The following is a 21,316-nucleotide window of genomic DNA, read 5'->3' as shown; positions in this document are numbered from 1 at the left end:
CCAGCCCACCTCAGACTAGACTAGATGTATAGCTATTTACGAGACATTACACTAGCGTTTGACATCGAGACGATTCCGGATGTCGAGGGCTTGCGTCGGTTGCACGATCTGGACGCGACACTTTCCGACGAAGAGGTCGCCGAGCTGGCATTTCAGCAACGGCGGGCGGCGAGCGGCAGCGATTTCCTGCCCCTGCACCTGCAACGGGTCGCCGTGGTTTCCTGCGCACTGCGGGTAGGCAAGGAGTTTCGAGTCTGGTCACTGGCCGAACCCGAGCAGGGGGAAGGTGAGATCATTCAGCGCTTTTTTGACGGCGTTGAAAAGTTCTCGCCACAGTTGGTCTCCTGGAACGGCGGCGGCTTCGATCTGCCGGTGCTGCACTATCGCGGTTTGATGCACGGGGTGGCAGCGGCACGCTACTGGGACCTCGGCGATGGCGATTACCCGGACAGCCGCGATTTCAAGTGGAACAACTACATCAGCCGCTACCATACGCGGCATCTCGACCTGATGGATTTGCTGGCGATGTATCAACCACGCGCCAGCGTACCGCTTGACGAACTTGCCAAACTGATCGGTTTCCCGGGCAAACTCGGCATGCATGGCAGCAGAGTGTGGGAAGCGTGGTGCGCCGGACGGAAATCCGAGATACGCGATTATTGCGAGACCGATGCGCTCAATACCTATCTTGTTTCGCTACGCTTTCGACTGATGCGCGGTGAACTGAGCGGCAGCGACTACGAACAGGAGATGGCATGCGTCCGCGCAGCGCTGGTGCGGCTGGAGAAGCCGCACTGGCAGGAGTTTCTGGCGGCCTGGCCGGCTTGAGGAGGGATTGCGTGAGAATGCGGCACTGGTGCTTATCCGTGGCGACGATCTTGGTTCTTTGCCTGCCGCTGCCGACGCAAGCTGCCGGGACGCTCGACAAGATCAAGGCGAGCAAGACGATTGCGCTTGGGTATCGCGAGAATTCGGTCCCGTTTTCCTATGTCGGCGACGACAACCAGCCCTGGGGATACTCGATCGATCTCTGCATCAAGGTGGTGGCGGCAATCGTCAAGCAGCTCGGGCTGGATGAATTGCAGCTGCAGTGGCTCGCGGTTACCCCGGAGACACGCATCGCGAAGCTGAAATCCGGTGAGATCGATCTCGAATGCGGATCGACGACGAGTTCGCTGACGCGCATGCAGGAGGTCGATTTCAGCCTGTCGACCTTCATCGACGGCGGCGCTTATCTCTCGCGCCGGGCCGCGGGTATCAGCCGCATCGAAGACCTGGCCGGCAAGAGGATCGCCGTTGCGGCAGGAACGACCACCGAGCGGGTGATTGCCGAGGCGCTGGCAGAGCAGCGCTTGCGTGCCGAACTGATCAAGGTGAGCGACCACCAGCAGGGCTTTGCTGCCCTGTTGCGAGGAAGCGTCGATGCATACGCGGCGGACCGCTCGCTGCTGATCGGGCTCGTCCTCGACTCGGGTATGCAGAGTCAATGGTCGCTCGGTCCCGAGACGTTTTCCTATGAGCCCTACGCCCTGATGATGCGGCGCAACGATGCAGACTTTCGCCTGACCGTGAATCGTGAACTGGCCCGCCTCTCGCGTACCGGCGAAATCTACGTCATTTACGATCGCTGGTTCGGCTTTCTGGCGAAACCGGGGTCCCGCCTGGAAAATCTGTACTTCCTGAACGGACTGCCCGAATAGAAGTCGATCCGGTTGCACTCAGCCGGCCGGAGTTTCCTCCTCATCGGTTTCGACAATGTCTCGGTATGCGTGCCAGGCTGCATGTCCGACCACCGGCGCAGTGAGGACCAGACCGAAAAACAGCGTGGCCAAGCCGATGCCCACCAGAATCACGATGCAGGCGGCCCAAAGCAGCATTGCACCCGGGTTGCGACCGCAGGCGACGAGGCTGGCGAGTGCCGCCGTGATCGCATCAGTTCTGCGGTCGAGCATCAAGGGCAGCCCAATGGCGCTGATCGCAAAGACGAAAGTGGCGAAGATGCCGCCGACGGCGAAATAGACCAGCGCAAAGTCGGGCTGCTCGAAAGTCAGGACGGCGCGCACGACATCAGCGAAACTTGCCAGCCCGCCGGTAAAAAAGAGCGCGAAGACGACGATCGAGGCTCGCGCCCAGACCAGCAGGACAATCGCGAGCAGTGCAGCGAAGAGGCCGACGTTGGCTAGGTTCGGGCGCCAGGCGGCGAGCGTCGGTGCCAGGCGTGGCGGCTCGCCGAGTTCCATCTGTCGACTCAAGTCGTAGAGGCCGAACGAGAGAAACGGACCAAGCAGCAGGAAGCCGGTGGTGAGGCCAGCAAAGAGCGCATAGGCCTGCGCGAAAACCACCTGCATCAACCATCCCGCGCCCGCAAAACATGCGCCGTAGAAGAGGCTGGCCGTTCCTCCGCGGCGACAGTCGTGCCAGCCGGACTGCAGCCAGCCGAAAACAGCGTCTGCCTTCACCCGGCGGATGGCTGGAAAGCGACTCGCCCGTTGGCTGTCCGGAAGCTTCTGCATCGGCGGGTCTCCTTGTGGCGATGTTTGTCTTGGTCAGAGAACGGCGGCGGGCAGGCTGCAGAGTGGGGCAAGTTGCCGCGGCCAGCGGGTTGCGTCGACATATATCACATCCCCGGCGAAGTGGTGACTATCTTTGACGGAGGCACTTGTCGAAGCCGGTTCGGAGGGAGCGACGGGCTGCAGGCGGCTACTAATTATTTATTTGCACTTACTCAATAATTATCGTGCAATTTCGCCGGGGCCGTGTTATTGTTGCTTCATGAGCAATGGACTTGCACGCTACGATTTCAGTGAGCGACTCGCCGACATTCTTGGCGAGTCGCGGCGCGACCTGCGCTTCCGCGTTACCTTGATGGTCAGCGGCGGGCTGTTTGCTCCGGGTCCTCGCGGTCGCGGCTCGCCGCCCGCCACCCCGGATTACGCTGCCCATCTGCTGATCGGGGCGATGGCGGCACCGCAGCAGTCGCTGACGGTCGAGGCCATTCGTTGCTACGCTGACTTGCGGCCGATTGCCGTGGCTCCCGGTGGCAGCACACCGCGAGTGTTGTTCGGGCCGGCCATGGCAACGGCCAGCGCCGACCGCTACCCGGAATCGTCGATTCGTCTCGACGGACTGCCGTTCGGCGAGGCCCTGACGGGTCTGCTGGAACTGGCCCGTGGCGAAGAGACGCGGGCGATCGTTGCCAGCGAGCTGTTCGGCGTCTGGATCAACCGCGGCTGTCCGATTGCTTCGCTGCAGCTTTGCTCGTGGTGGCAGGGGCGGCGCGCCATCATCAGTCATACCTATGGCCTGGCCCCGGAAGCTGCTCCGCCGGCCTGGCTTGACCCCCAGCGTGGTGGAACGGCCGATCCCGGCCTGTTCCATTCCGTCTTTCTACCGGTCCGCAAGCTGCTAGACATCGGTTTGCTGACCACCATGTCCGATGACAGGAGTACTCCAATGTTGCACAAACTGGGCCACAAAGTGGCCGCCATTGCGAAAATGGCAAAACTCGCGGCAAAGACGCCGCACGGAAGCCGCTGGGAGAAACTCCTGTCGGCGCTGACGGCGGTGCAGGCTTGGTCCGAGCAGGTCGACACCCAGGAAAGCCGACTGCGCGAGGTCACCGATTTCGGGTCCAATCCTGGCGAACTGCGAATGTATCGCTACCTGCCCGATGGTCTCAGAGCCAACGCGCCGCTGGTCGTCGTGCTGCATGGCTGCACGCAGAGCGCTGCTTCGTACAACAAGGGGAGCGGCTGGTCGACGCTGGCCGACCGCTACGGCTTTGCCCTGCTCTTGCCGCAGCAGCAATGGAACAACAACCCCTTGCGTTGCTTCAACTGGTTCAGGCCGGAGGATTACGAACGTGAACGTGGTGAGCCGCTGTCGATCCGACAGATGGTCGAGCGGATGGTGAAGGATCACGGTCTCGATGGCCGCCGTGTGTACGTTACCGGTACGTCGTCAGGCGGCGCGATGACCAGCGTGCTGCTCGCCACCTATCCGGAAGTGTTCGCTGGCGGTGCAGTCATAGCCGGTGTCCCCTTCCGTACGGCAAAGGGTTTGCAGGAGGGGCTCGAAAGCATTTTCAAGGGGCGCGCGCGTTCGCCCGGCGAATGGGGAGACCTCGTACGCGCCGCCTCGGCACACCAGGGACCGTGGCCCAAGGTCTCGGTTTGGCACGGCGATGCCGATACTGCAGTGATACCGATCAACGCCGAGGAAATCATCAAGCAGTGGACCGACGTGCATGGCCTGGACTTGCAGCCAACGATCCAGATGACGGTCGACGGCTACCCGCGACGGGTGTGGCAGGGGCCTGCCGGTGATGAACTGGTGGAGTCCTACACGATCACCGGCATGGCGCACGGGGCGGCCCTCGATCCCGGTGCCGAGCCCCATCAATGTGGCACTGCGGCACCGTTCTTCAACGCGGTGGGCATTTCCTCGACGCACCGGATCGCCGATTTCTGGGGCTTGCTGGTCAGCGCAGACGAGAAGGTATCGGCGGCGTCGGCCGCCGGCAAAGACGAGCGGACGCAGCCATTCGATTCGGGTACGCCTGCGTTGGGCGCGGAGCAAGCCAGGGAAGGCGGCAGGGAGCATCGCTCTGCACCAGGGGAAGGTACGGCGGCCGGCCGCCCCCTCTCTCTCGACGTGCATCGAATCATCTCCGCATCGCTCGAAGCAGCGGGCTTGCTCAAGAGCGGCAGTACCAGTCGCCGTGCAGAGAGCTCGGCGCCACTGGGGATCGACGTGCCGGGAATCATCTCCACGGCACTGCAGGCGGCGGGCGTACTGAAGGGGATTGCGCGGCGATCCGCTGCCACCGATCTCGAAGGAGATCTGCAGGATGCGGGCTGGGAAGGTTCTGGTTGGGAACTGCTGCCGGATGACCCGCGCGCCTTCCGCGGCGGTGCGATGCTCTACGGTCACGCCTCGTCCGGCGAGCGCGGTGCCCTCGGGCCGCGCGCGCAGTCGATCTCCCGGCGGGTCAAACTGGGCCCACGGCCCGAGCTGAGCTACGTGCGACGGCTGGATCTCGGGGCGGGGGTCAACGAGTACACCAGCGCAAGTTTCCGCGTACTGGTAGACGGCATCGTCGTGGACGAGGTAACCGCGATCGGCATGGTGCACCAGGAAACCGAGTGGCTACGCCAGCCGGCGATCGACCTGGCGCGTTTTGCCAATCGTACGGCAACCTTGACGCTGGAGGTGGCCGCTTACTCGAACCTCTATCGTACGGTTCACGCCAAGGCCTGGGTGGACCAGATCTCCATTCACAACGCGGTCGATCTGGCCCCCTGTTGATCGGCGTAGTACCGCCGGCCTGGCAGCGCGTCGCGGTACGCGCTGCCAGGCCGGTCGGGATGGGCAGAGGATCAGCGGTTGGAAAACGAGGGCTTGCGCTTCTCGACGAAAGCGCTCATGCCTTCCTTCTGATCGGCGAGCGCGAAAACCGAGTGGAACGTCCGGCGCTCGAAGAGCAGACCTTCCGCCAGCGAGCTTTCGTAAGAGCGGTTGATGCACTCCTTGATCATCATGACCACCGGCAGTGAGAATCCCGCAATCCTGGTGGCGGTGGACAGCGCTTCGTCGAGCAGTTTGTCGGCTGGGACGACACGCGAAACCAGCCCGGCACGTTCCGCCTCGACGGCGTCGATGTTGCGCGAGGCGAGGCACATTTCCATCGCCTTGGCTTTCGAAATCGCACGCGGCAGGCGCTGCGTGCCACCCGCGCCGGGAAGGACGCCGAGACGGATTTCCGGCTGGCCGAATTGTGCAGTGTCGGCAGCGAGGATGATGTCGCACATCATTGCCAGCTCGCAACCGCCACCGAGCGCAAAGCCTGCCACTGCGGCGATCACCGGCTTGCGGCAATTCTTGAGGCAATCCCAGTTGCGTGTGATGAAGTCGCCCTTGTACGCGTCCATGTACGTCAGTGATTGCATCACGGTAATGTCCGCACCGGCGGCAAAGGCCTTTTCCGAGCCGGTGATGACGATTGCTCCGATGTTTTCGTCGGCCTCGAAGCCGGCAAGCGCCTTGCCCAACTCGTCCATCAGGTCGTCGTTCAGGGCGTTCAGTTGTTTCGGGCGGTTGAGGGTGATCAGGCCGACCTTTCCGCGCACTTCGGCGATGATGTTGACGTAGCTCATAAGGCAAATCTCCAGACTGAAAAAAGGAAGGATCGACGCTGCCGCGCAATTCGCGGCAACCTCTGCGTGTCGCGCTCGGGAGCGGCGCCTCCCGCGTCGCCGTCAATCATTGACACCCAACGGTACGCCGCCACGCGCCCATTCGCAAAAAATCGCCGGCCTGAACCGGAGCCAGGCCGGCGAGTCGCTTGTGTAGCGCCAGGGTGCAGCTCTTCGTGGCCCGGAGTTACCGGAACCGGTTTCCGCCGATCAGGAAATGTCCATCTGGAATTTCACCGGACCGCGCGAGTCCTTGCCATTGGCGTCCTTGAAGCTGCCATTGACCGGGGCCTTCTTGGCGTACGGGCTGGTCAGGATGGCGACGTGACCGCCAAAGAAGGCGACCGATTCGAGCCCGTCCCAACCTTCGAGGAACTTGTTGCCGGCGGTCGCACACGGCGGCGTGACGAGGTCGTCCTTGATCGCATAGTTCTGGTACCACGGCACTTTCAGATCGATCAGATTCTTGACGTTGAGGGCTTCGCCAAAGAGTTTGACGGGCAGCGTGCCGTCGTCGGCAATCGGGTCCTGGAAGGTGTGCGAGCTCATGTTGGCGATCGCCAGTGGCAGGTGTACGCGTTCCTTGAGCAACCAGCGGAAGAGAGCAGCCGGCGTCTTGCCGGGGTTGAGATCGGTAGCGCGATGCAGCGAAACCTGATCGAGCACCTTGACCAGCGGGGTTTCACGGTCGATTGCGACGAAGCGCATGCCGAGACTCAGCAGGTAGCCGTTGGCGACCTTGTTGCCGCTGGGCAGCGTCGTCGTGATGAAGTCGTGGTGCATCGTCGGCATGCCGCTGATTGCGTCGCTGTAGGTGCCGTCGACCGGGGTGACGTTGGTGATCAAGGCGTCGCAGACGTCCTTCAGCTTGCCCGAGAGAATGTTCATCAGCGAGATGTAACCGCCCTGGCAGGTGCCGTTCAGCGTCACCTTCTTGCCACTGTTGAGTTCCATGACCTTGGCGCAAAGTTCGCGCGTCTGTTCGCAGTCCTGTTCCGGCGTCATCGTCTGGACCTTGTCATTGCTCATGATGTCCTTGACGACACGAACATAGGTCGGGATGCCTTCGTTGGCGAACGAGTGGCTGTAGCTCTTGTTCTCGTAAGGCAGGAAGGACAGGATATGCACGCCGAGCATGTATGGCGGGACGAGAATGACGGGTTTCAGATCCTTGCGCACTTCGACGCCCTTCTTCAGCGGCAGCACCTGATAGAGCTGGAAGCCGTCGGTCTCGTGAACCAGCTTGTAGTTGGGGGTTTCGAAATGGAAGCCGAACTCGTCGGCGATGGCCTCGATCTGCTCGTTGAAGTTCGAAACCGCCTCCATGATCTCGGCTTCGCGGCGCATGTAACCGCCCAGCTTCTCGCCGTCCGCATTGAGGATCGTGTTGAGGTAGGCACGGGTAGCTTCCTCGATCTGGTCGAAAGCGTAATCGGCCATCTTTGCCTGCATCCCGGTCAGGCCCTTGCGCGTCATGCCGATGTTGTGTTCGACGATCTCGAAGGCCTCCAGCATGCTCAGCGGGTTGTCGCGTGCTGCGGTCATCGCGATGTGCGCGGCGATGAATAGATTGTCGTTGAACTCGCTGATTTCGCGGTTCGAGGCGCGCATCATTGCCAGCGTATACCTCCACCAACTGGTGGTGAAATCTGGCATTTCCCTAAGCAGTGCATTCATTTTCCAACCTCCAACAATTAACGTCAGTCAAAACGGGCAGCCCGCGGCGAGCGGCCCACGATTTCGCTGGTTCCGCCACGCCGGCGGGCACCGTTGATTTCTTGCCAAAAGACATTCCCCTCGCCATCCTGCGCAGGCCACAGGCACGTGAAGCCAGCCGCCAAGGTGACTTGTGTCGTCACCCGGCCGAATGCGCAAGGCAAATGACCAGCTGAGTTCATTCAGGTAGACGCGTAGTGACGAAAGCCGACAAATTCGACCCGCCAGATGCATCGGAAACCCCCCGCCCATTGGCACCCCCCCGAAAAGGGATCCGGGAGATCGCCTGACGGAGAGTTTTTCTGCACCGCACAATACATTTTACTCCTATGCACGCAAATTGTTCACGCTGCTTGGCGGTTCCCGGAAGGTTTATTTTGTGGCTGCCCGAAAGCGGACGGGGGGCCGTATTTACGTACGAATTTCCTACGCCTTCTGCGGCCAGGACGAGGTATCTTGCGGCGAGCCTCGCGGCATTCCCGACGGGCGTCGTGACCGCCGGAAGCACCGATTTGTAGTACCATTTTGCTGCGCTGCGACGACCGAATCGCACGACGCTCTGTTTCTTCGTCATGGTTAGGAAGTGCGGCGGATTGAGCAGGCGGCAGGAGCGATGCGTCGTGCTCGCGCGGGCGGGGCACTGGGACCGCTGGCAGGTTGCCAGCAGATGAATGGCAGTCGTCTTGGAGGAGGAGGAAAATGCTGCAACTTGCGACGTTGATCGAGCATCATTCGCAGTTTCGGCCGGATCAGGTTGCCGTGGTCTTCGAGCACGAGCGCCTGAGCTGGCGGGAGTTCGATGCGCGCGTCGGCCGTTGCGCCCGCGCGTTGCAGTCGCTCGGCGTGCGACGAGGTGATCGGGTGGCGACGGTCCTTGCCAATTGCCGTGAGCTGCTCGAAATCTATTGGGCGGTTCCGTCGATCGGCGCCGTGCTGGTGCCGCTCAGCCCGCTGCTGATGGCATCCGGCCTAGCCAGTCTGTTGCGTGATTCGGGCGCCGTCTGTCTGATCACCCAGTGCTCGATGGCGCCCGTCGTCAAGGAGGTGTGCAGTGAACTGCCGGAACTCCCGGCTGCACATGTGATGATGGTCGACGGTCCGACTGCCGAGTCTGCAGGCTTCGCGGACTACGCGACCTTGCTGGCGAGTTGTCCCGAGGGGCGGCCAGCACCGATATCGCCAGCGCAGGACGAACTGTTCAACGTGATGTACACGAGCGGTACCACCGGTCTGCCAAAGGGGATCATGCACAGTCATTTCGTGCGCTCGATGTACTGCGCGCTGTTCGCTTCGGCGTGGCGGATGCGCCCGGAGTCGGTGGTGCTGCACACCGGCGCGATCGTATTCAATGGTGCCTTCGTGACGCTCATGCCCTGCTTTTACCTGGGAGCGCGCTACGTCCTGCAGCGGCAGTTCGATCCGGAAGAGGCGATCGAGATCATCGCTCGCGAGCGCGTCACGCACACCATGATGGTGCCCGCGCAGATCATTGCCCTGCTCAATTCGCCGAACTTCTCCGCCGAGCGGCTCTCGTCTCTGGAAATGATCCTTTCCTTGGGGGCACCGCTGTATCAGGAACACAAGGATCAACTGAATCGTCTGCTGCCAGATCGATTCTATGAACTCTACGGATTGACCGAGGGGTTCTGGACCATCCTCGACAAGACGCAGTCGGTGCGCAAGGCCGGCTCCGTCGGGTGTCCGCCGTGTTTCTTCGAAATGCGCATCGTACGCGACGACGGCAGCGACGCGCCGCCCGGCGAGGTGGGCGAGATCGTCGGCCGCGGTCCATCGCTGATGGCCGGCTATTTCGGCCGCCCTGATCTGACCGCCCAGGCGATTCGCGATGGCTGGCTGTTTACCGGCGATCTCGGGTACACCGATGACGAAGGCTATCTCTACCTGGTCGACCGGAAGAAGGACATGATCGACAGCGGCGGCGTGAAGATCTACCCAAAGGACATCGAAGAGGTCGCCGTGCGTCATCCGGCGGTGAAGGAGGTTGCCGTGTTCGGCGTGGCGCACGAAAAATGGGGCGAGACGCCGGTCGCCGCAGTTCTTCTGCGCGAAGGTGTGGCAGCCGGCGCAGACGAACTGCGCGACTGGATCAACGAGCGCGTCGGGGCCCGCTACCAGCGTCTGCACGCGGTACAGATCCTGGACGACTTCCCGCGCAACGCGGCTGGCAAGACGCTCAAGCGCACCATGCGAGACGCCTACCGCGAGGCTACCGACGGCGACCGCTGACCGCCGCCACGGGATCGTTTCGCTATCGGCGTAAGGCGTTGCCGGGACGTCGCGACTGGAAGTGCTGCTGTCTCGCGGCCAGCGCAAGCGATGGCCGGAGGCCATCGCTCATTGTTGATGGACGTAGGTTCCGGGTGCGTCGCAGAGCGGCGGATAACCCTTCTCGGGCGATCCCAGCGGCGGTGCCGCTTCGCGCCCAGAGGAGTGCTGCTCGAGCCATTTCTGCCAGGCGGGCCACCAGGAACCTTCGGAGACCTGCGTCTTTTGTTTCCAGGTCTCGGCATCCAGGAAACGCTCGCCTTCGCGACAAACGCTGAGCTGATACGAGCGGTGCGGATGCCCCGGTTCATTGACGATACCGACATTGTGCCCGCCACTGGTGAGGACGAAGGTCAGTTCGGTCGCGTCGCTCTGCAGGTGCAGCTTGTACACCGAATGCCAGGGCGCCACGTGGTCCGCCACCGCGGCAACGGCGAACATCGGCACGTGGATGCTGCTGATCGAGACGGCTCGTCCTTCGACCAGATACTTGCCTTCAAACAACTCGTTATCCACATACAGACGGCGCAGAACCTCGGAGTGCTGGCGATACGGCATGCGTGTGCCGTCGGCGTTCCAGGCCATGAGATCGAACATCGGCTGGCGGTGGCCAAGGTAGTACTCGCGTACCATTTTCGACCAGATCAGGTCTGCCGACTTGAGCAGTTGGAAACCTCCGGAAACCTGCTGGTGGCCGAGATACCCCTTCTGCCACATCATGTCTTCGAGCAACGTCACTTCGCTGGCATCCATGAACACGTTGATCTCGCCAACCTCGGTAAAGTCGGTCATCGTGGTAAACAGGGTGACGCTGGCCAGGCGATCGTCGCCATCGCGCGCCATTGCCGCCGCCGCGATGGTCAGCAGGATTCCGCCCAGGCAATAACCTACGGCGTGGATCTTGCGCCCCGGCAGGACGTTGGAGATAACGTCGATGGCAGTCAGCGTTCCCAGCTTGCGGTAGTCTTCCATTCCCAGGTTGCGGTGTTCGGCGCGTGGGTTCATCCAGGAGATCATGAACACCGTGTGGCCCCGATCGACCAGGTACTTGACCAGGGAATTGTGCGGCGACAGATCTAGGATGTAATACTTCATCATCCACGCGGACTGCATCAGCACCGGCTCGCGCTGGACGGTGTCGGTGGTCGGTGAGTACTGGATCAGCTCCATCAGCAAGTTGCGATAGATCACCTTGCCCGGAGTGATGGCGAGATTTTCTCCCACCCGGAACGCCTCGACCCCCGCCGGCTTTTCCTCGCGCAGCGAGCGGCGCAGATCCTCGCCGTAATACTGGGCGCCTCGCGTGAGATTCGCACCACGCTCGTTGACCGTCGTTTCGACGATTTCCGGGTTCAGGAAGGGGATGTTGCACGGTGCCGTCATGTCGAGGATCTGTTTGGCAGTGAACCAGACCGCAGCTTCACCATGCTTGGAAACCCCCCGAATTCCCGTCGTCGCGTTGTGCCACCACTGCTGATTGAGCAGAAATCCCTGATAGATCACGTTGTAGGGGAAACGCTGCCATCCTGGATGGTCGAAGCGGTGGTCGCCGGGAAGTGGCTTGATGCACGGTTCGGCTTTGCCTGTGATTGCCGAGGACAAAGCGTAGGCACTCAGGCGCATTGCCTTGCGCGCCGCCTTGGCCGCCAGTTGGAACTGCTTGCCGGGCGAAGCGGCGAGATGCACCGTCCAGTCGAGATAGGCCATCGCCAGGGAGGCCGGCGAGATTCCTCCACTGAGCTGGCCAAGGGCAACGTTGGTCATCCGGTCGATGTCTTCCAGCGCGTCCGAATCCAGCAGATGCCGGTCGCCGAGACGACGCGAGAAGTCCGTGTGCGGCGTCGTTTCGCTGGCTGCGGTGAGGGTCGGTGCTGGCGCCGTCTCCGGGACAGCGGCGGCCGGCGCGGGCAATGGGTCGGCGAGAGGCGTTGAAGCCGCCGCGACGGCCGGGCTTTTCCGGGGTGCGCGGCGGCGCTTTGCGGGTGCTGCACCGGAGGCAGACATCGGCCCCGTCGCCGCAGATGGCGCTGGTAGTGGTTTCTGGGTTGTGTCCATGCGTGTTCTCCGTTGAGTGCTGAGACGATCGTCAGCTATGGGCGGCCGAGCTTCCAGACAAGCGCTAACCCTAGCGCAAGCAGCCGGGGGAGGCACTGATCCAGGTCAACACAAGCGCTCACCTGGCTGCCGTCGGCCGGCTTTCTGGCCGGGGACAGGTGGTGTGCGATCTTCGCCAAGGCGTTCCGCAGCGGGAAGGAATCGCACGAACGTGCGCTGGGCGCAGGGAGGCGCAGCGCTGGCCCGGATTCGGGCCCGGCGCCGCAAGCGCTAGCGCTTGTTCCGTGCGGCCATCTCGTCGTGCAGCGTCCGCGACGCGGGTTTCAGCGGCGTGCGGCTGACCGTCCAGCCGGATTGCATCGGCGGCGTCAAGGCGCGGAAGCGCGTCGCCAGCCAGCCAAACGCACGATACAGCGCCGGACGGGTGTATAACGCAGCCCAGCCGGACCAGACGGCGTCCGCCAGACGGCTCTTCGCCGCCCCCTGTCCGAGCAGTGGAGCGTGGCCCGGGCGGGCGTCGTGCTGCGCCTCCGCGCGCAGGCGGATGAGCAGATCGGGAATCGGGATGCGCACCGGGCAGACCTCGCCGCAGGCGCCGCACAGGCTCGAAGCCGTCGGCAGCACATGGGTGGCCGCCAGGCCCAGCATGTGGGGCGAGATGATCTCGCCGATCGGGCCAGGGTAAGTCGTTCCATAGGCGTGGCCGCCGATGCGCGTGTATACCGGGCAATGATTCATGCAGGCGCCACAGCGGATGCATTGCAGAGTGGAACGGAGCTGCTCGTCGGCGTAGGCCTGGGTGCGGCCGTTGTCGACCAGTACCAGGTGCACTTCGCGCGGACCATCCTTCTCCCCGGGTTTGCGCGGGCCGCTGATCATGTTGAAATAGGTGGTGATCGCCTGTCCCGTGGCGGAGCGGGTCAGCAGGCCGAACAGCGGTGGCACGTGTTCGAGCTTCTCGACGACCTTTTCGATGCCGGTAATGGCGACGTGGACGTCGGGCACAGTGGTGCACATGCGACCATTGCCTTCGTTTTCGACGAGGCACAGGGTACCGGTTTCGGCGACGGCAAAATTCACACCCGACAGCCCAATCTCGGCCGTCCGGAACTTTTCGCGCAGCACCGCGCGCCCGATGCCGATCAGTTCATCGACCGAGTCGGTGTAGCTGGCGCCGGGAACCTTCGCGGCGAACAGCCGCGCGATTTCCTCCTTCGTCTTGTGAATCGCCGGCATGATGATGTGCGAGGGCTTCTCGCCATCGAGCTGGACGATGTATTCGCCCATGTCGCTTTCCAGTGCTTCCATGCCGGCGTCGGCCATTGCGTGATTGAGTTCGATCTCTTCGCTGACCATCGACTTGCCCTTGACCATCAGCTTCGTGCCATGGCGCCGGGCGATATCGATGATGATCGCGTTGGCTTGTTCGGGACTCTCCGCCCAATGGACCTGGACGCCGTTTTCGGTCAGTTTCCGTTCCAGCTGTTCGAGCAGTTCCGGCAGGCGGGCCAGACTGTACTTGCGGATGTGTTCGGCGAGCGCCCGCTGCCGTTCGAGCGCAGATGCGTCGGGGAACTGCGCCGCGCGTTTGCCGATCAGGAAGTCCATGGCGCCGCGGAAGCTGCGGCGCAGGTGCTCGTCAGCAACGGCCGCGGCCGCCCGCTGCCTGAATTCGCTGGCCGGGACGAACTGCAGGTGCTGTGCATTCATTTCAGTTCCTCCTCGTTCACCAGCAGGAGCACGATCAACTCCTTCGGACCATGTGCTCCGTAGGCGAGTGTCACCTGGATGTCGGCAGTCTTCGACGGGCCGGAGACGAGCAATGCGTTGGTCGGCATGCTGGCACTCCATCCCTGCGCGGTCATCGCCTGGAATAGATCGTCGTAGATCTGGTCGGCGTCGAGCAGTGCAAAATGGATCGGCGGCACCAAGGACATCAGGCGCGGCTCGTCGGCGTCCGGCCAGACGATCAGCGTGCCGGTCTCGGCAATGGCTCCGCGCGTCGAAGTCAGGCTCGCATCGATTTTTTCGAACAGCTCCTTTTTCCAACCGTCGATCGGTCGATCGTAGGGTCTGAGGCCACTCATCCCGCTGGCGAGCAGCTCGGCAGCATGCCGCTCTCCGTAAAGCAGGGAGCGCACGCCCTTTGCTGCAACCAGCTCGTGCAGCTTCTGCGGCCAGTTGCCGCGCGTTACCCGCACCACTTCGCCGTGCCAGAAGGTCATTTTTTCGCAGAAGCGTTCGATGCGCGCGGCACGGTCGGCGCTTCCGTTGCCGGTCGCCGCGTAGAAGCCAGGAACGTCGGGTGCGAGTGGTTGCGTTCCCTGCGGCGCAGCGCGCAAGCGCTGCAGAATGTTCTCGCGAGCGCTCATTGCCGACCCCCTTCGCTGCCCGTGCGCTGCCAGAGGAAAGTCGCCAGATGCTGGCCCTGCAGGCGATCCTCCCGTTTCCGCAGAGTATGGTTGAGATTGAACAGGCAACCACAGTCGGCCGAGACGAAGGTCTGTGCGCCGGTTTCCTTGATCGCGTCGACCTTGTCGCCGGCCATCGCCGACGAAATCGGCGGGTGTTTCAGCGAGAAGGTGCCACCAAAGCCGCAACACTCGGATTCGTGCGCGTGCACAGCGACTTCGACGCCGGGCAACTGGTCGAGCAGGGTGCGCGCGTGCACATGGGTGCCCATCTCCCGACGCGCGGCGCAGGAGGTGTGCAGCGCCACGCGCGTCGGCTCGCCGTGATCGATCAGGCGGATCCTGACCACCTGCGAGAGAAATTCGGAGAGTTCGTAAACGCGCTCGGCCAGCGCCGTGGCTTCGACGAGCAGGCGCGGGTCGTCGGCGAAGATTTTCGGGTAGTGGTGCCGCATCATGCCGGCGCACGAACCGGACGGAACAATTACCGGCCAGGGTTCGGGGAAGAGCCGCAACTGTGCCAGGGCCACGGCGCGTGTCTGCGCTGGAAAACCACTGCTGTGTGCCGGCTGTCCACAACAGGTCTGATCAGGGGGAAAATGCACCTCGATTCCCTCTCGCTCGAGCAGACGGACTGCGTCCAGACCCGCTTCCGGACAGAAAAGGTCGATCAGGCAGGTCCCGAAAAAGTAGACGCTGGCCGGTTTTTCCGGGTACTTGCGGTTGCCGCATCCTTCCATGGCGCACTCCTGTCCTCTTGCTGCGGGGAAAGTGGTAAGACCAATTTTTATGTACACTAATGCTCGTCCACGTCTTTGTCAATTGGACCCCGGCGGGGAGAGGCAATGGTTCGCCGGAGGCGGTCGATGACAACTGGTAAGACCTTTCGATTCCTGCAATAATCCCGGCCAGCAGAACTTTCTGGCGTAGCCGATCCGTATGAATTACAGCAAGCTGAACCTGCCGCGCATTCCGGATGCCATCGCACATCAACTCGAGATGCGGATTCTCGAAGGCTCGCTCAAGCCGGGCGATCGCCTGCCTCCGGAGCGCGAACTGGCGACTGAACTCGGAGTGTCCCGCCCTTCGCTGCGGGAAGCGATCAAGAAACTCGTTTCGCGCGAGCTGCTGGTCAGCCATCACGGCGGCGGAACCTACGTCACTGACCGGCTCGAAGCCAGCTTCATCGATCCCTGGCAGCAGTTGCTCGATCAACACCCGCTACTGCAGGACGATGTGCTCGAATTTCGCTATCTCCTGGAAGCGTCGGCGGCCGAGCTCGCAGCAGAGCGGGCCACCGAAGCCGACCTGCAACGCCTGGAACAGGCCTATGCTCGCCTGGACGCCGCGTATCTCGGCGACAATCGAAGTGCGCAGGTTGCGGCCGACGTCGCCTTTCACCTGACGATTGCCGAGTCTTCGCACAACGCACTGTTCGCTCATCTCTCCGCGAGCGTGTTGCGTCTCCTGCACGAGCACGTGCGACGGAACCTGAGTGAGCTTGCGGTCGGACCGGAAATCAGTCAACAGTTGATGACCCAGCATCGGGCCATCCGCGACGCAGTCGTCGGGCGCAAACCGGAGGCCGCGCGGAGCGCAGCGCAAGCGCACATTGCCTATGTCCGTCAGCGCCTGGGCGACGCCGCGAGCGCCGACCAGAGGCGACAGCGATCGTTGCGACACCTGAGTTGAAGGCGGCGCCTGGAGCACCGCCGGGAGGATGGGGCGGGATCGCGAACTAGACCTTGACCCGCATCAGGCGAGCCTTCTCGCGCAACCAGTCGCGCTCTTTCTCGGCTTCCCGTTTGTCGTGTTGCTTCTTGCCCTTGGCGAGTCCGATTTCGACCTTGATACGGCCGCGCTGGAAGTGCAGATCCAGCGGCAGCAAGGTATACCCGGCGCGTTCGACCTGACCAATCAACTTGCTGATCTGGCGGCTGTGCAGCAGCAGTTTGCGAGTGCGCACCGGATCCGGCCTGACGTGCGATGACGCAGCCAGCAGCGGCGTGATGTGCATGCCGAAGAGGAACACCTCGCCGTTACGGACGACCACGTACGATTCCTTGATGCTCGCCCGGCCAGCGCGGATCGCTTTCACCTCCCAGCCTTCCAGGGCGATTCCCGCCTCCAGCCTCTCTTCGATGAAATACTCATGAAAAGCCTTCTTGTTGGCGACAATGCTCATCGTGCGCGTTTCTCGGATGGTGAAGTTCGGGAGTGCTAGAATTACCGATTCTACAGGATTCGTGAGGTGCGGCAGGGAATGGCCATGGTGCGGAGATCGGTATTGATCGAGCGTTCGTCGCAACAGATGTTCGATCTGGTCGACCGTGTCGAGGATTATCCGCAGTTTCTCCCATGGTGCAGCCTCACCCGCTGCGAGTTTCGCGACGATCGCAAGACGGTCGCCACCCTGCACATCAACTACCGCAACGTAAGGTCGCACTTCACGACCGAGAACGACAAGGAATCGCCGACCTCGATGAAGATCAGGCTGGTGGACGGCCCGTTCCGGCGGCTCGACGGCCTGTGGCATTTCAAGCCGCTCGCGGCGCACGCCTGCAAGATCGAGTTCTCGCTCTCCTACGAGTTTTCCAGCAAGATGTTCGAAAAGGTCATCGGGCCGGTCTTCAGCCAGATTGCCAACACCTTCGTCGAGGCCTTCGTGAAGCGCGCCAACGAAGTCCACGGAGTGCCGAATGTCTGAGAACCTGACGGTCGAAGTGGTTTACGCGCTGCCGGCGAAGCAGCCGCTGGTCACCCTGAGCCTGCCGCCGGGGAGCACGCTGCGACAGGCGATTGAAGCGTCCGGGCTGTTGCAGAAACACCCGGAAATCGATCTGGCGAAAAACAAGGTCGGGGTTTTCGCCAAGCTCAGCAAGCTCGACGCTCTGCTGCACGATCGCGACCGGGTGGAAATCTACCGGCCGCTGATTGCCGATCCGAAGGAAGTGCGCAAGCAGCGGGCGGCTGCCGGCAAGGTCATGAAAAAGGGTGCCGGCGAAGGCGAGTAGACCAGTCGCCTATCGACAGTTGATCCGTACCGCCTCGCGCGCTTTCGCGGCCTCCTGCGCACGCTGGGCGTCGTCGAGGAAGTAGCGTTCCCCCTTGCTGTCGAGCATCACGACCCGTTCTCCCGATTCCATGACGCGCAAGGCCTGGCGGGAAGCTTCGCAGTTTTCCTGCCGCAAAGCGGCGGCGCGCCGCTCCTTTTCCGCCTGCGCGGCATTTTCCTGAGACTCTTTCTGACGCTTGCGGAATTCCATCTCGCGGTCGGCCGTCGTCTTGCCCTGATCGCCCGACGCCGGCGGAGCCTCCGCGTCGATCTTGCGCTGCTGCCGAGCCTGGGGTGGCGGCGGCAGATCGGAAATGACGGTCCGCTTGTTCTCGTCCTGCCACTGATAGATCTGCGCCTGTGCCGCGACGGCAAGGAGCAGGGCGGCGGCAGCGAGGACAAAGCGCTTCATGGTCGTTCAGCGGTGGGAAGGCAGGCTGTATAATACGTTTTTGTGACCTCGGAACAAAGGCCATGCGTTTCCTTCAGAAGGCGCTGACGTTCGACGATGTTCTCCTCGTTCCCGCGCACTCGTCGATCATGCCGCGCGATGTCACCCTGCGGGCGCGTCTGACGCGCAACATCAGCCTCAATCTGCCGCTCGTATCGTCGGCCATGGACACCGTCACCGAGAGCCGGCTGGCGATCGCTCTCGCGCAGGAAGGCGGCATCGGCATCGTGCACAAGAACCTCAGCCCGAAAGGTCAGGCGGCCGAAGTTGCCAAGGTCAAGCGGTTCGAATCCGGCATTCTCAAGGATCCGATCACCGTTCCGCCGAACATGTCGGTGCGCGATGTGCTGGCGCTCACCCGCCTGCACAGGATTTCCGGGGTGCCGGTGCTCGAGGGGCAGGTGGTCGTCGGCATCGTCACCAATCGCGACCTGCGCTTCGAGACCAGGCTCGATCAGCCCGTGCGGAACATCATGACGCCGCGCGATCGCCTGGTGACGGTGCATGAGGGAGCGACCGTGGAGGAAGGCAAGGCGCTGATTCACAAGCACCGGCTAGAGCGGGTTCTCGTGGTCAACGACGCTTTCGAACTGCGCGGCCTGATCACCGTCAAGGACATCATCAAGACCACCGAACACCCGGAAGCGAGCAAGGATGCCTCCGGCCGCCTGCGTGTCGGGGCCGCCGTCGGCGTTGGTCCGGGTACCGAGGAGCGCGCCGAACTGCTTGCCGAAGCCGGCGTCGACGTGCTGGTCGTCGATACCGCGCACGGACATTCGCAGGGCGTGCTCGACCGCGTCAGCTGGATCAAGAAGAACTTCCCGCTGGTCGATGTGATCGGTGGCAACATCGCGACGGCCGAGGCGGCGCACGCCCTGCTCGCGCACGGGGCCGACGGCGTCAAGGTCGGCATCGGGCCGGGTTCGATCTGCACCACGCGCATCGTCGCCGGCGTTGGCGTGCCGCAGATCACCGCCATTCAGATGGTCTACGACGCACTCAAGGACACCGGCGTGCCGGTGATCGCCGACGGCGGCATCCGCTACTCCGGGGACATCTCCAAGGCGATCGCCGCCGGTGGCGACGCGGTCATGCTCGGGGGGCTGTTCGCCGGTACCGAGGAGGCGCCGGGAGAAGTCGAGCTTTACCAGGGCCGTTCTTACAAATCGTACCGTGGCATGGGTTCGATCGGTGCCATGGCGGCGGGGGCCGCCGACCGCTACTTTCAGGACCCGACGGCCAACGTCGACAAGCTGGTGCCGGAAGGGATCGAAGGGCGCGTGCCCTACAAGGGTTCGGTGCTGGCCGTGATCCATCAACTGATGGGCGGTCTGCGCTCTTCGATGGGCTATCTCGGCTGCCGGACGATCGAGGAAATGCATGCCCGGGCCACTTTCGTCGAGATCACTTCGGCCGGTGTTCGCGAGTCGCATGTCCATGACGTTCAGATTACCAAGGAAGCTCCCAATTACCACGTCGAATGAAGTGCCATCGACCATTGACGGGCGGCTGCAGGCCGCCCGTGTCATTTGAGGCATCGCCATGTCCCATCAAAAGATCCTGATTCTCGACTTCGGCTCGCAGGTGGCCCAGCTGATCGCCCGCCGCGTACGCGAGCAGCACGTGTATTGCGAACTGCACCCCTACGACGTCCCGGCGGAATTCATCCGTGACTTCGATGCGCAGGGAATCATTCTCTCCGGTGGTCCGAACTCGGTATACGAAGTGGAGGACTTCAAGGCGCCGGACGTCGTGTTCGAGCTTGGCGTGCCCGTCCTCGGCATCTGCTACGGCATGCAGACGATGGCCGCGCAGCTTGGTGGCCAGGTCGAGAGTTCGAGCAGGCGCGAATTCGGTTACGCGGAAATGCGCGCCCACGGCCATTCCGCCCTGCTCGACGGCATCGAAGATCGGCGCAATGCGCAGGGTCACGGCCTGCTCGACGTCTGGATGAGTCATGGCGACAAGGTCACGGTGCTTCCCCCCGGCTTCAGGATCATCGGCAGCAACGAATCGACGCCGATCGCTGCGATGGCCGACGAGGCGCGCCGCTTCTACGCCGTCCAGTTTCATCCGGAAGTGACGCATACCCTCAAGGGGAAGGAAATCCTCGCCCGTTTCGTGCGCGACATCTGCGCTTGCGGACACGACTGGAACATGCCCTATTATGTCGGCGAGGCCGTCTCCCGGATTCGTTCGCAGGTGGGGAACGAGGAAGTGATCCTCGGGCTGTCCGGCGGTGTCGATTCGTCGGTGGCGGCGGCACTGATACAGCGCGCGATTGGCGAACGACTGACTTGTGTCTTTGTCGATAACGGCCTGTTGCGACTCAACGAAGCGGAGCAGGTGATGCAGACCTTTGTCCGCAACCTCGGGGTGAAAGTTGTCCGTGTAGACGCCAGCGCACAGTTCATGATGCGTCTGCAGGGTGTATCCGATCCCGAACGGAAACGAAAGATCATCGGTCGCGAATTCGTCGAGGTATTCCAGGCCGAAGCCTGGAAACTCACGAACGCGCGCTGGCTGGCGCAGGGGACGATCTATCCCGACGTGATCGAATCGGCCGGAGCGAAGACCAGGAAGGCGCATACCATCAAGAGTCATCACAACGTCGGTGGCCTGCCCGAGCAGTTGAACCTCAAACTGCTCGAACCACTGCGCGAGCTGTTCAAGGACGAAGTGCGCGAACTCGGCGTAGCCCTCGGACTGCCGCACGACATGGTCTACCGCCACCCGTTTCCCGGTCCCGGCCTCGGCGTGCGCATCCTCGGCGAGGTGAAGCCGGAATTCGCGGACCTGCTGCGCCGCGCCGATGCGATCTTCATCGACGAGTTGCGCGCCGCCGGCTGGTACGAAAAAACCAGCCAGGCTTTTGCCGTTTTCCTGCCGGTACGATCGGTCGGCGTCATGGGCGACGGCCGCACCTACGAATACGTCGTGGCCCTGCGCGCCGTCGAAACCCAGGACTTCATGACCGCGCATTGGGCAGAACTCCCGCACAGCCTGCTCGGCAGGGTGTCGAACCGAATCATCAACGAAGTGCGCGGCATCAACCGGGTGGTGTACGACATCTCGGGAAAGCCGCCGGCGACCATCGAGTGGGAGTGAGGGGGTTTCGCGGACTATCTGGGTCTATCGGCCTCTATCG

At 62.6% G+C, this 21,316-nt stretch carries 18 protein-coding genes; 9 read left to right on the top strand and 9 right to left on the bottom strand.

Going from position 1 to position 21,316, the window contains the following annotated elements; all coding sequences use genetic code 11:
• The first annotated feature begins 24 nt into the window (after nt 1-24).
• Together NFV80_RS09095 and NFV80_RS09090 are read left to right on the top strand one after the other, a co-directional pair.
• Nucleotides 25-828 carry a 3'-5' exonuclease gene (locus NFV80_RS09095; protein WP_295328652.1) on the top strand — a complete coding sequence of 268 codons (804 nt, stop codon included), beginning with the start codon at nt 25-27 and terminating at the stop codon, nt 826-828.
• A 38-nt stretch (nt 829-866) separates the two neighbouring features.
• The gene (locus tag NFV80_RS09090; protein WP_295328650.1) at nt 867-1,700 is read left to right on the top strand and encodes an amino acid ABC transporter substrate-binding protein; all 834 of its coding nucleotides are present in this window, start codon (nt 867-869) and stop codon (nt 1,698-1,700) included.
• An 18-nt stretch (nt 1,701-1,718) separates the two neighbouring features.
• On the opposite strand, the gene NFV80_RS09085 is transcribed toward NFV80_RS09090, so the two are convergent.
• Entirely contained in the window at nt 1,719-2,513 is a 795-nt protein-coding gene (locus NFV80_RS09085) for a DUF2189 domain-containing protein (RefSeq protein WP_295328648.1), read from the bottom strand.
• A 259-nt stretch (nt 2,514-2,772) separates the two neighbouring features.
• Here NFV80_RS09085 and NFV80_RS09080 point away from each other — a divergent pair, with 259 nt between their 5' ends.
• Nucleotides 2,773-5,307, top strand: coding sequence for a PHB depolymerase family esterase (locus NFV80_RS09080; protein ID WP_295328646.1), 2,535 nt, complete (start codon nt 2,773-2,775; stop codon nt 5,305-5,307).
• A gap of 71 nt (nt 5,308-5,378) precedes the next feature.
• On the opposite strand, the gene NFV80_RS09075 is transcribed toward NFV80_RS09080, so the two are convergent.
• Nucleotides 5,379-6,155 carry an enoyl-CoA hydratase gene (locus tag NFV80_RS09075; protein ID WP_295328644.1) on the bottom strand — a complete coding sequence of 259 codons (777 nt, stop codon included), beginning with the start codon at nt 6,153-6,155 and terminating at the stop codon, nt 5,379-5,381.
• 249 nt (nt 6,156-6,404) lie between these two features.
• Complete coding sequence (locus NFV80_RS09070) at nt 6,405-7,871, bottom strand: metal transporter (RefSeq protein ID WP_295328641.1); 1,467 nt, start codon at nt 7,869-7,871, stop codon at nt 6,405-6,407.
• 738 nt (nt 7,872-8,609) lie between these two features.
• Here NFV80_RS09070 and NFV80_RS09065 point away from each other — a divergent pair.
• Complete coding sequence (locus tag NFV80_RS09065; protein ID WP_295328640.1) at nt 8,610-10,157, top strand: AMP-binding protein; 1,548 nt, start codon at nt 8,610-8,612, stop codon at nt 10,155-10,157.
• 108 nt (nt 10,158-10,265) lie between these two features.
• Here the strand turns inward: NFV80_RS09065 and NFV80_RS09060 are convergent, their stop codons facing one another.
• From NFV80_RS09060 to NFV80_RS09045, 4 genes are all read right to left on the bottom strand, one after another.
• Entirely contained in the window at nt 10,266-12,107 is a 1,842-nt protein-coding gene (locus NFV80_RS09060; protein WP_295328638.1) for an alpha/beta fold hydrolase, read from the bottom strand.
• A gap of 414 nt (nt 12,108-12,521) precedes the next feature.
• On the bottom strand, nt 12,522-13,961 hold the full coding sequence (locus NFV80_RS09055; RefSeq protein WP_295328636.1) for a LutB/LldF family L-lactate oxidation iron-sulfur protein: 1,440 nt from the start codon (nt 13,959-13,961) through the stop codon (nt 12,522-12,524).
• The gene (locus NFV80_RS09050) at nt 13,958-14,623 is read right to left on the bottom strand and encodes a lactate utilization protein (RefSeq protein WP_295328634.1); all 666 of its coding nucleotides are present in this window, start codon (nt 14,621-14,623) and stop codon (nt 13,958-13,960) included. The genes NFV80_RS09055 and NFV80_RS09050 overlap by 4 nt, the downstream gene beginning before the upstream one ends.
• Nucleotides 14,620-15,402, bottom strand: coding sequence for a (Fe-S)-binding protein (locus tag NFV80_RS09045; RefSeq protein WP_295328632.1), 783 nt, complete (start codon nt 15,400-15,402; stop codon nt 14,620-14,622). The genes NFV80_RS09050 and NFV80_RS09045 overlap by 4 nt, the downstream gene beginning before the upstream one ends.
• 199 nt (nt 15,403-15,601) lie before the next feature.
• On the opposite strand from NFV80_RS09045, the gene NFV80_RS09040 reads away from it, so the two are divergent.
• Entirely contained in the window at nt 15,602-16,354 is a 753-nt protein-coding gene (locus NFV80_RS09040) for an FCD domain-containing protein (RefSeq protein ID WP_295328630.1), read from the top strand.
• Between the two features lie 46 nt (nt 16,355-16,400).
• Here NFV80_RS09040 and smpB read toward each other — a convergent pair whose 3' ends face one another.
• Nucleotides 16,401-16,847: an SsrA-binding protein SmpB gene (gene smpB / locus NFV80_RS09035; RefSeq protein WP_295328628.1), complete on the bottom strand. Its 447-nt coding sequence runs from the start codon at nt 16,845-16,847 to the stop codon at nt 16,401-16,403.
• A 78-nt stretch (nt 16,848-16,925) separates the two neighbouring features.
• On the opposite strand from smpB, the gene NFV80_RS09030 reads away from it, so the two are divergent.
• Both NFV80_RS09030 and NFV80_RS09025 read left to right on the top strand, forming a co-directional pair.
• The gene (locus tag NFV80_RS09030; protein WP_295328625.1) at nt 16,926-17,369 is read left to right on the top strand and encodes a type II toxin-antitoxin system RatA family toxin; all 444 of its coding nucleotides are present in this window, start codon (nt 16,926-16,928) and stop codon (nt 17,367-17,369) included.
• A complete protein-coding gene (locus NFV80_RS09025) occupies nt 17,362-17,676 on the top strand; it encodes an RnfH family protein (RefSeq protein ID WP_295328623.1) in 315 nt (104 codons plus the stop codon). The genes NFV80_RS09030 and NFV80_RS09025 overlap by 8 nt, the downstream gene beginning before the upstream one ends.
• A gap of 9 nt (nt 17,677-17,685) precedes the next feature.
• On the opposite strand, the gene NFV80_RS09020 is transcribed toward NFV80_RS09025, so the two are convergent.
• The gene (locus NFV80_RS09020) at nt 17,686-18,129 is read right to left on the bottom strand and encodes a DUF4124 domain-containing protein (protein ID WP_295328621.1); all 444 of its coding nucleotides are present in this window, start codon (nt 18,127-18,129) and stop codon (nt 17,686-17,688) included.
• 62 nt (nt 18,130-18,191) lie between these two features.
• Between NFV80_RS09020 and guaB the strand changes: the two genes are divergently transcribed.
• Complete coding sequence (gene guaB, locus NFV80_RS09015) at nt 18,192-19,652, top strand: IMP dehydrogenase (protein ID WP_295328619.1); 1,461 nt, start codon at nt 18,192-18,194, stop codon at nt 19,650-19,652.
• 58 nt (nt 19,653-19,710) lie between these two features.
• Nucleotides 19,711-21,276, top strand: coding sequence for a glutamine-hydrolyzing GMP synthase (guaA, locus tag NFV80_RS09010; protein WP_295328617.1), 1,566 nt, complete (start codon nt 19,711-19,713; stop codon nt 21,274-21,276).
• The last annotated feature ends 40 nt before the right edge of the window (nt 21,277-21,316 follow it).

Origin of the sequence: Accumulibacter sp., assembly GCF_023806565.1 — a bacterium.
Lineage (GTDB): Bacteria > Pseudomonadota > Gammaproteobacteria > Burkholderiales > Rhodocyclaceae > Accumulibacter.
This window is presented reverse-complemented; position numbering and strand designations above follow the sequence as displayed.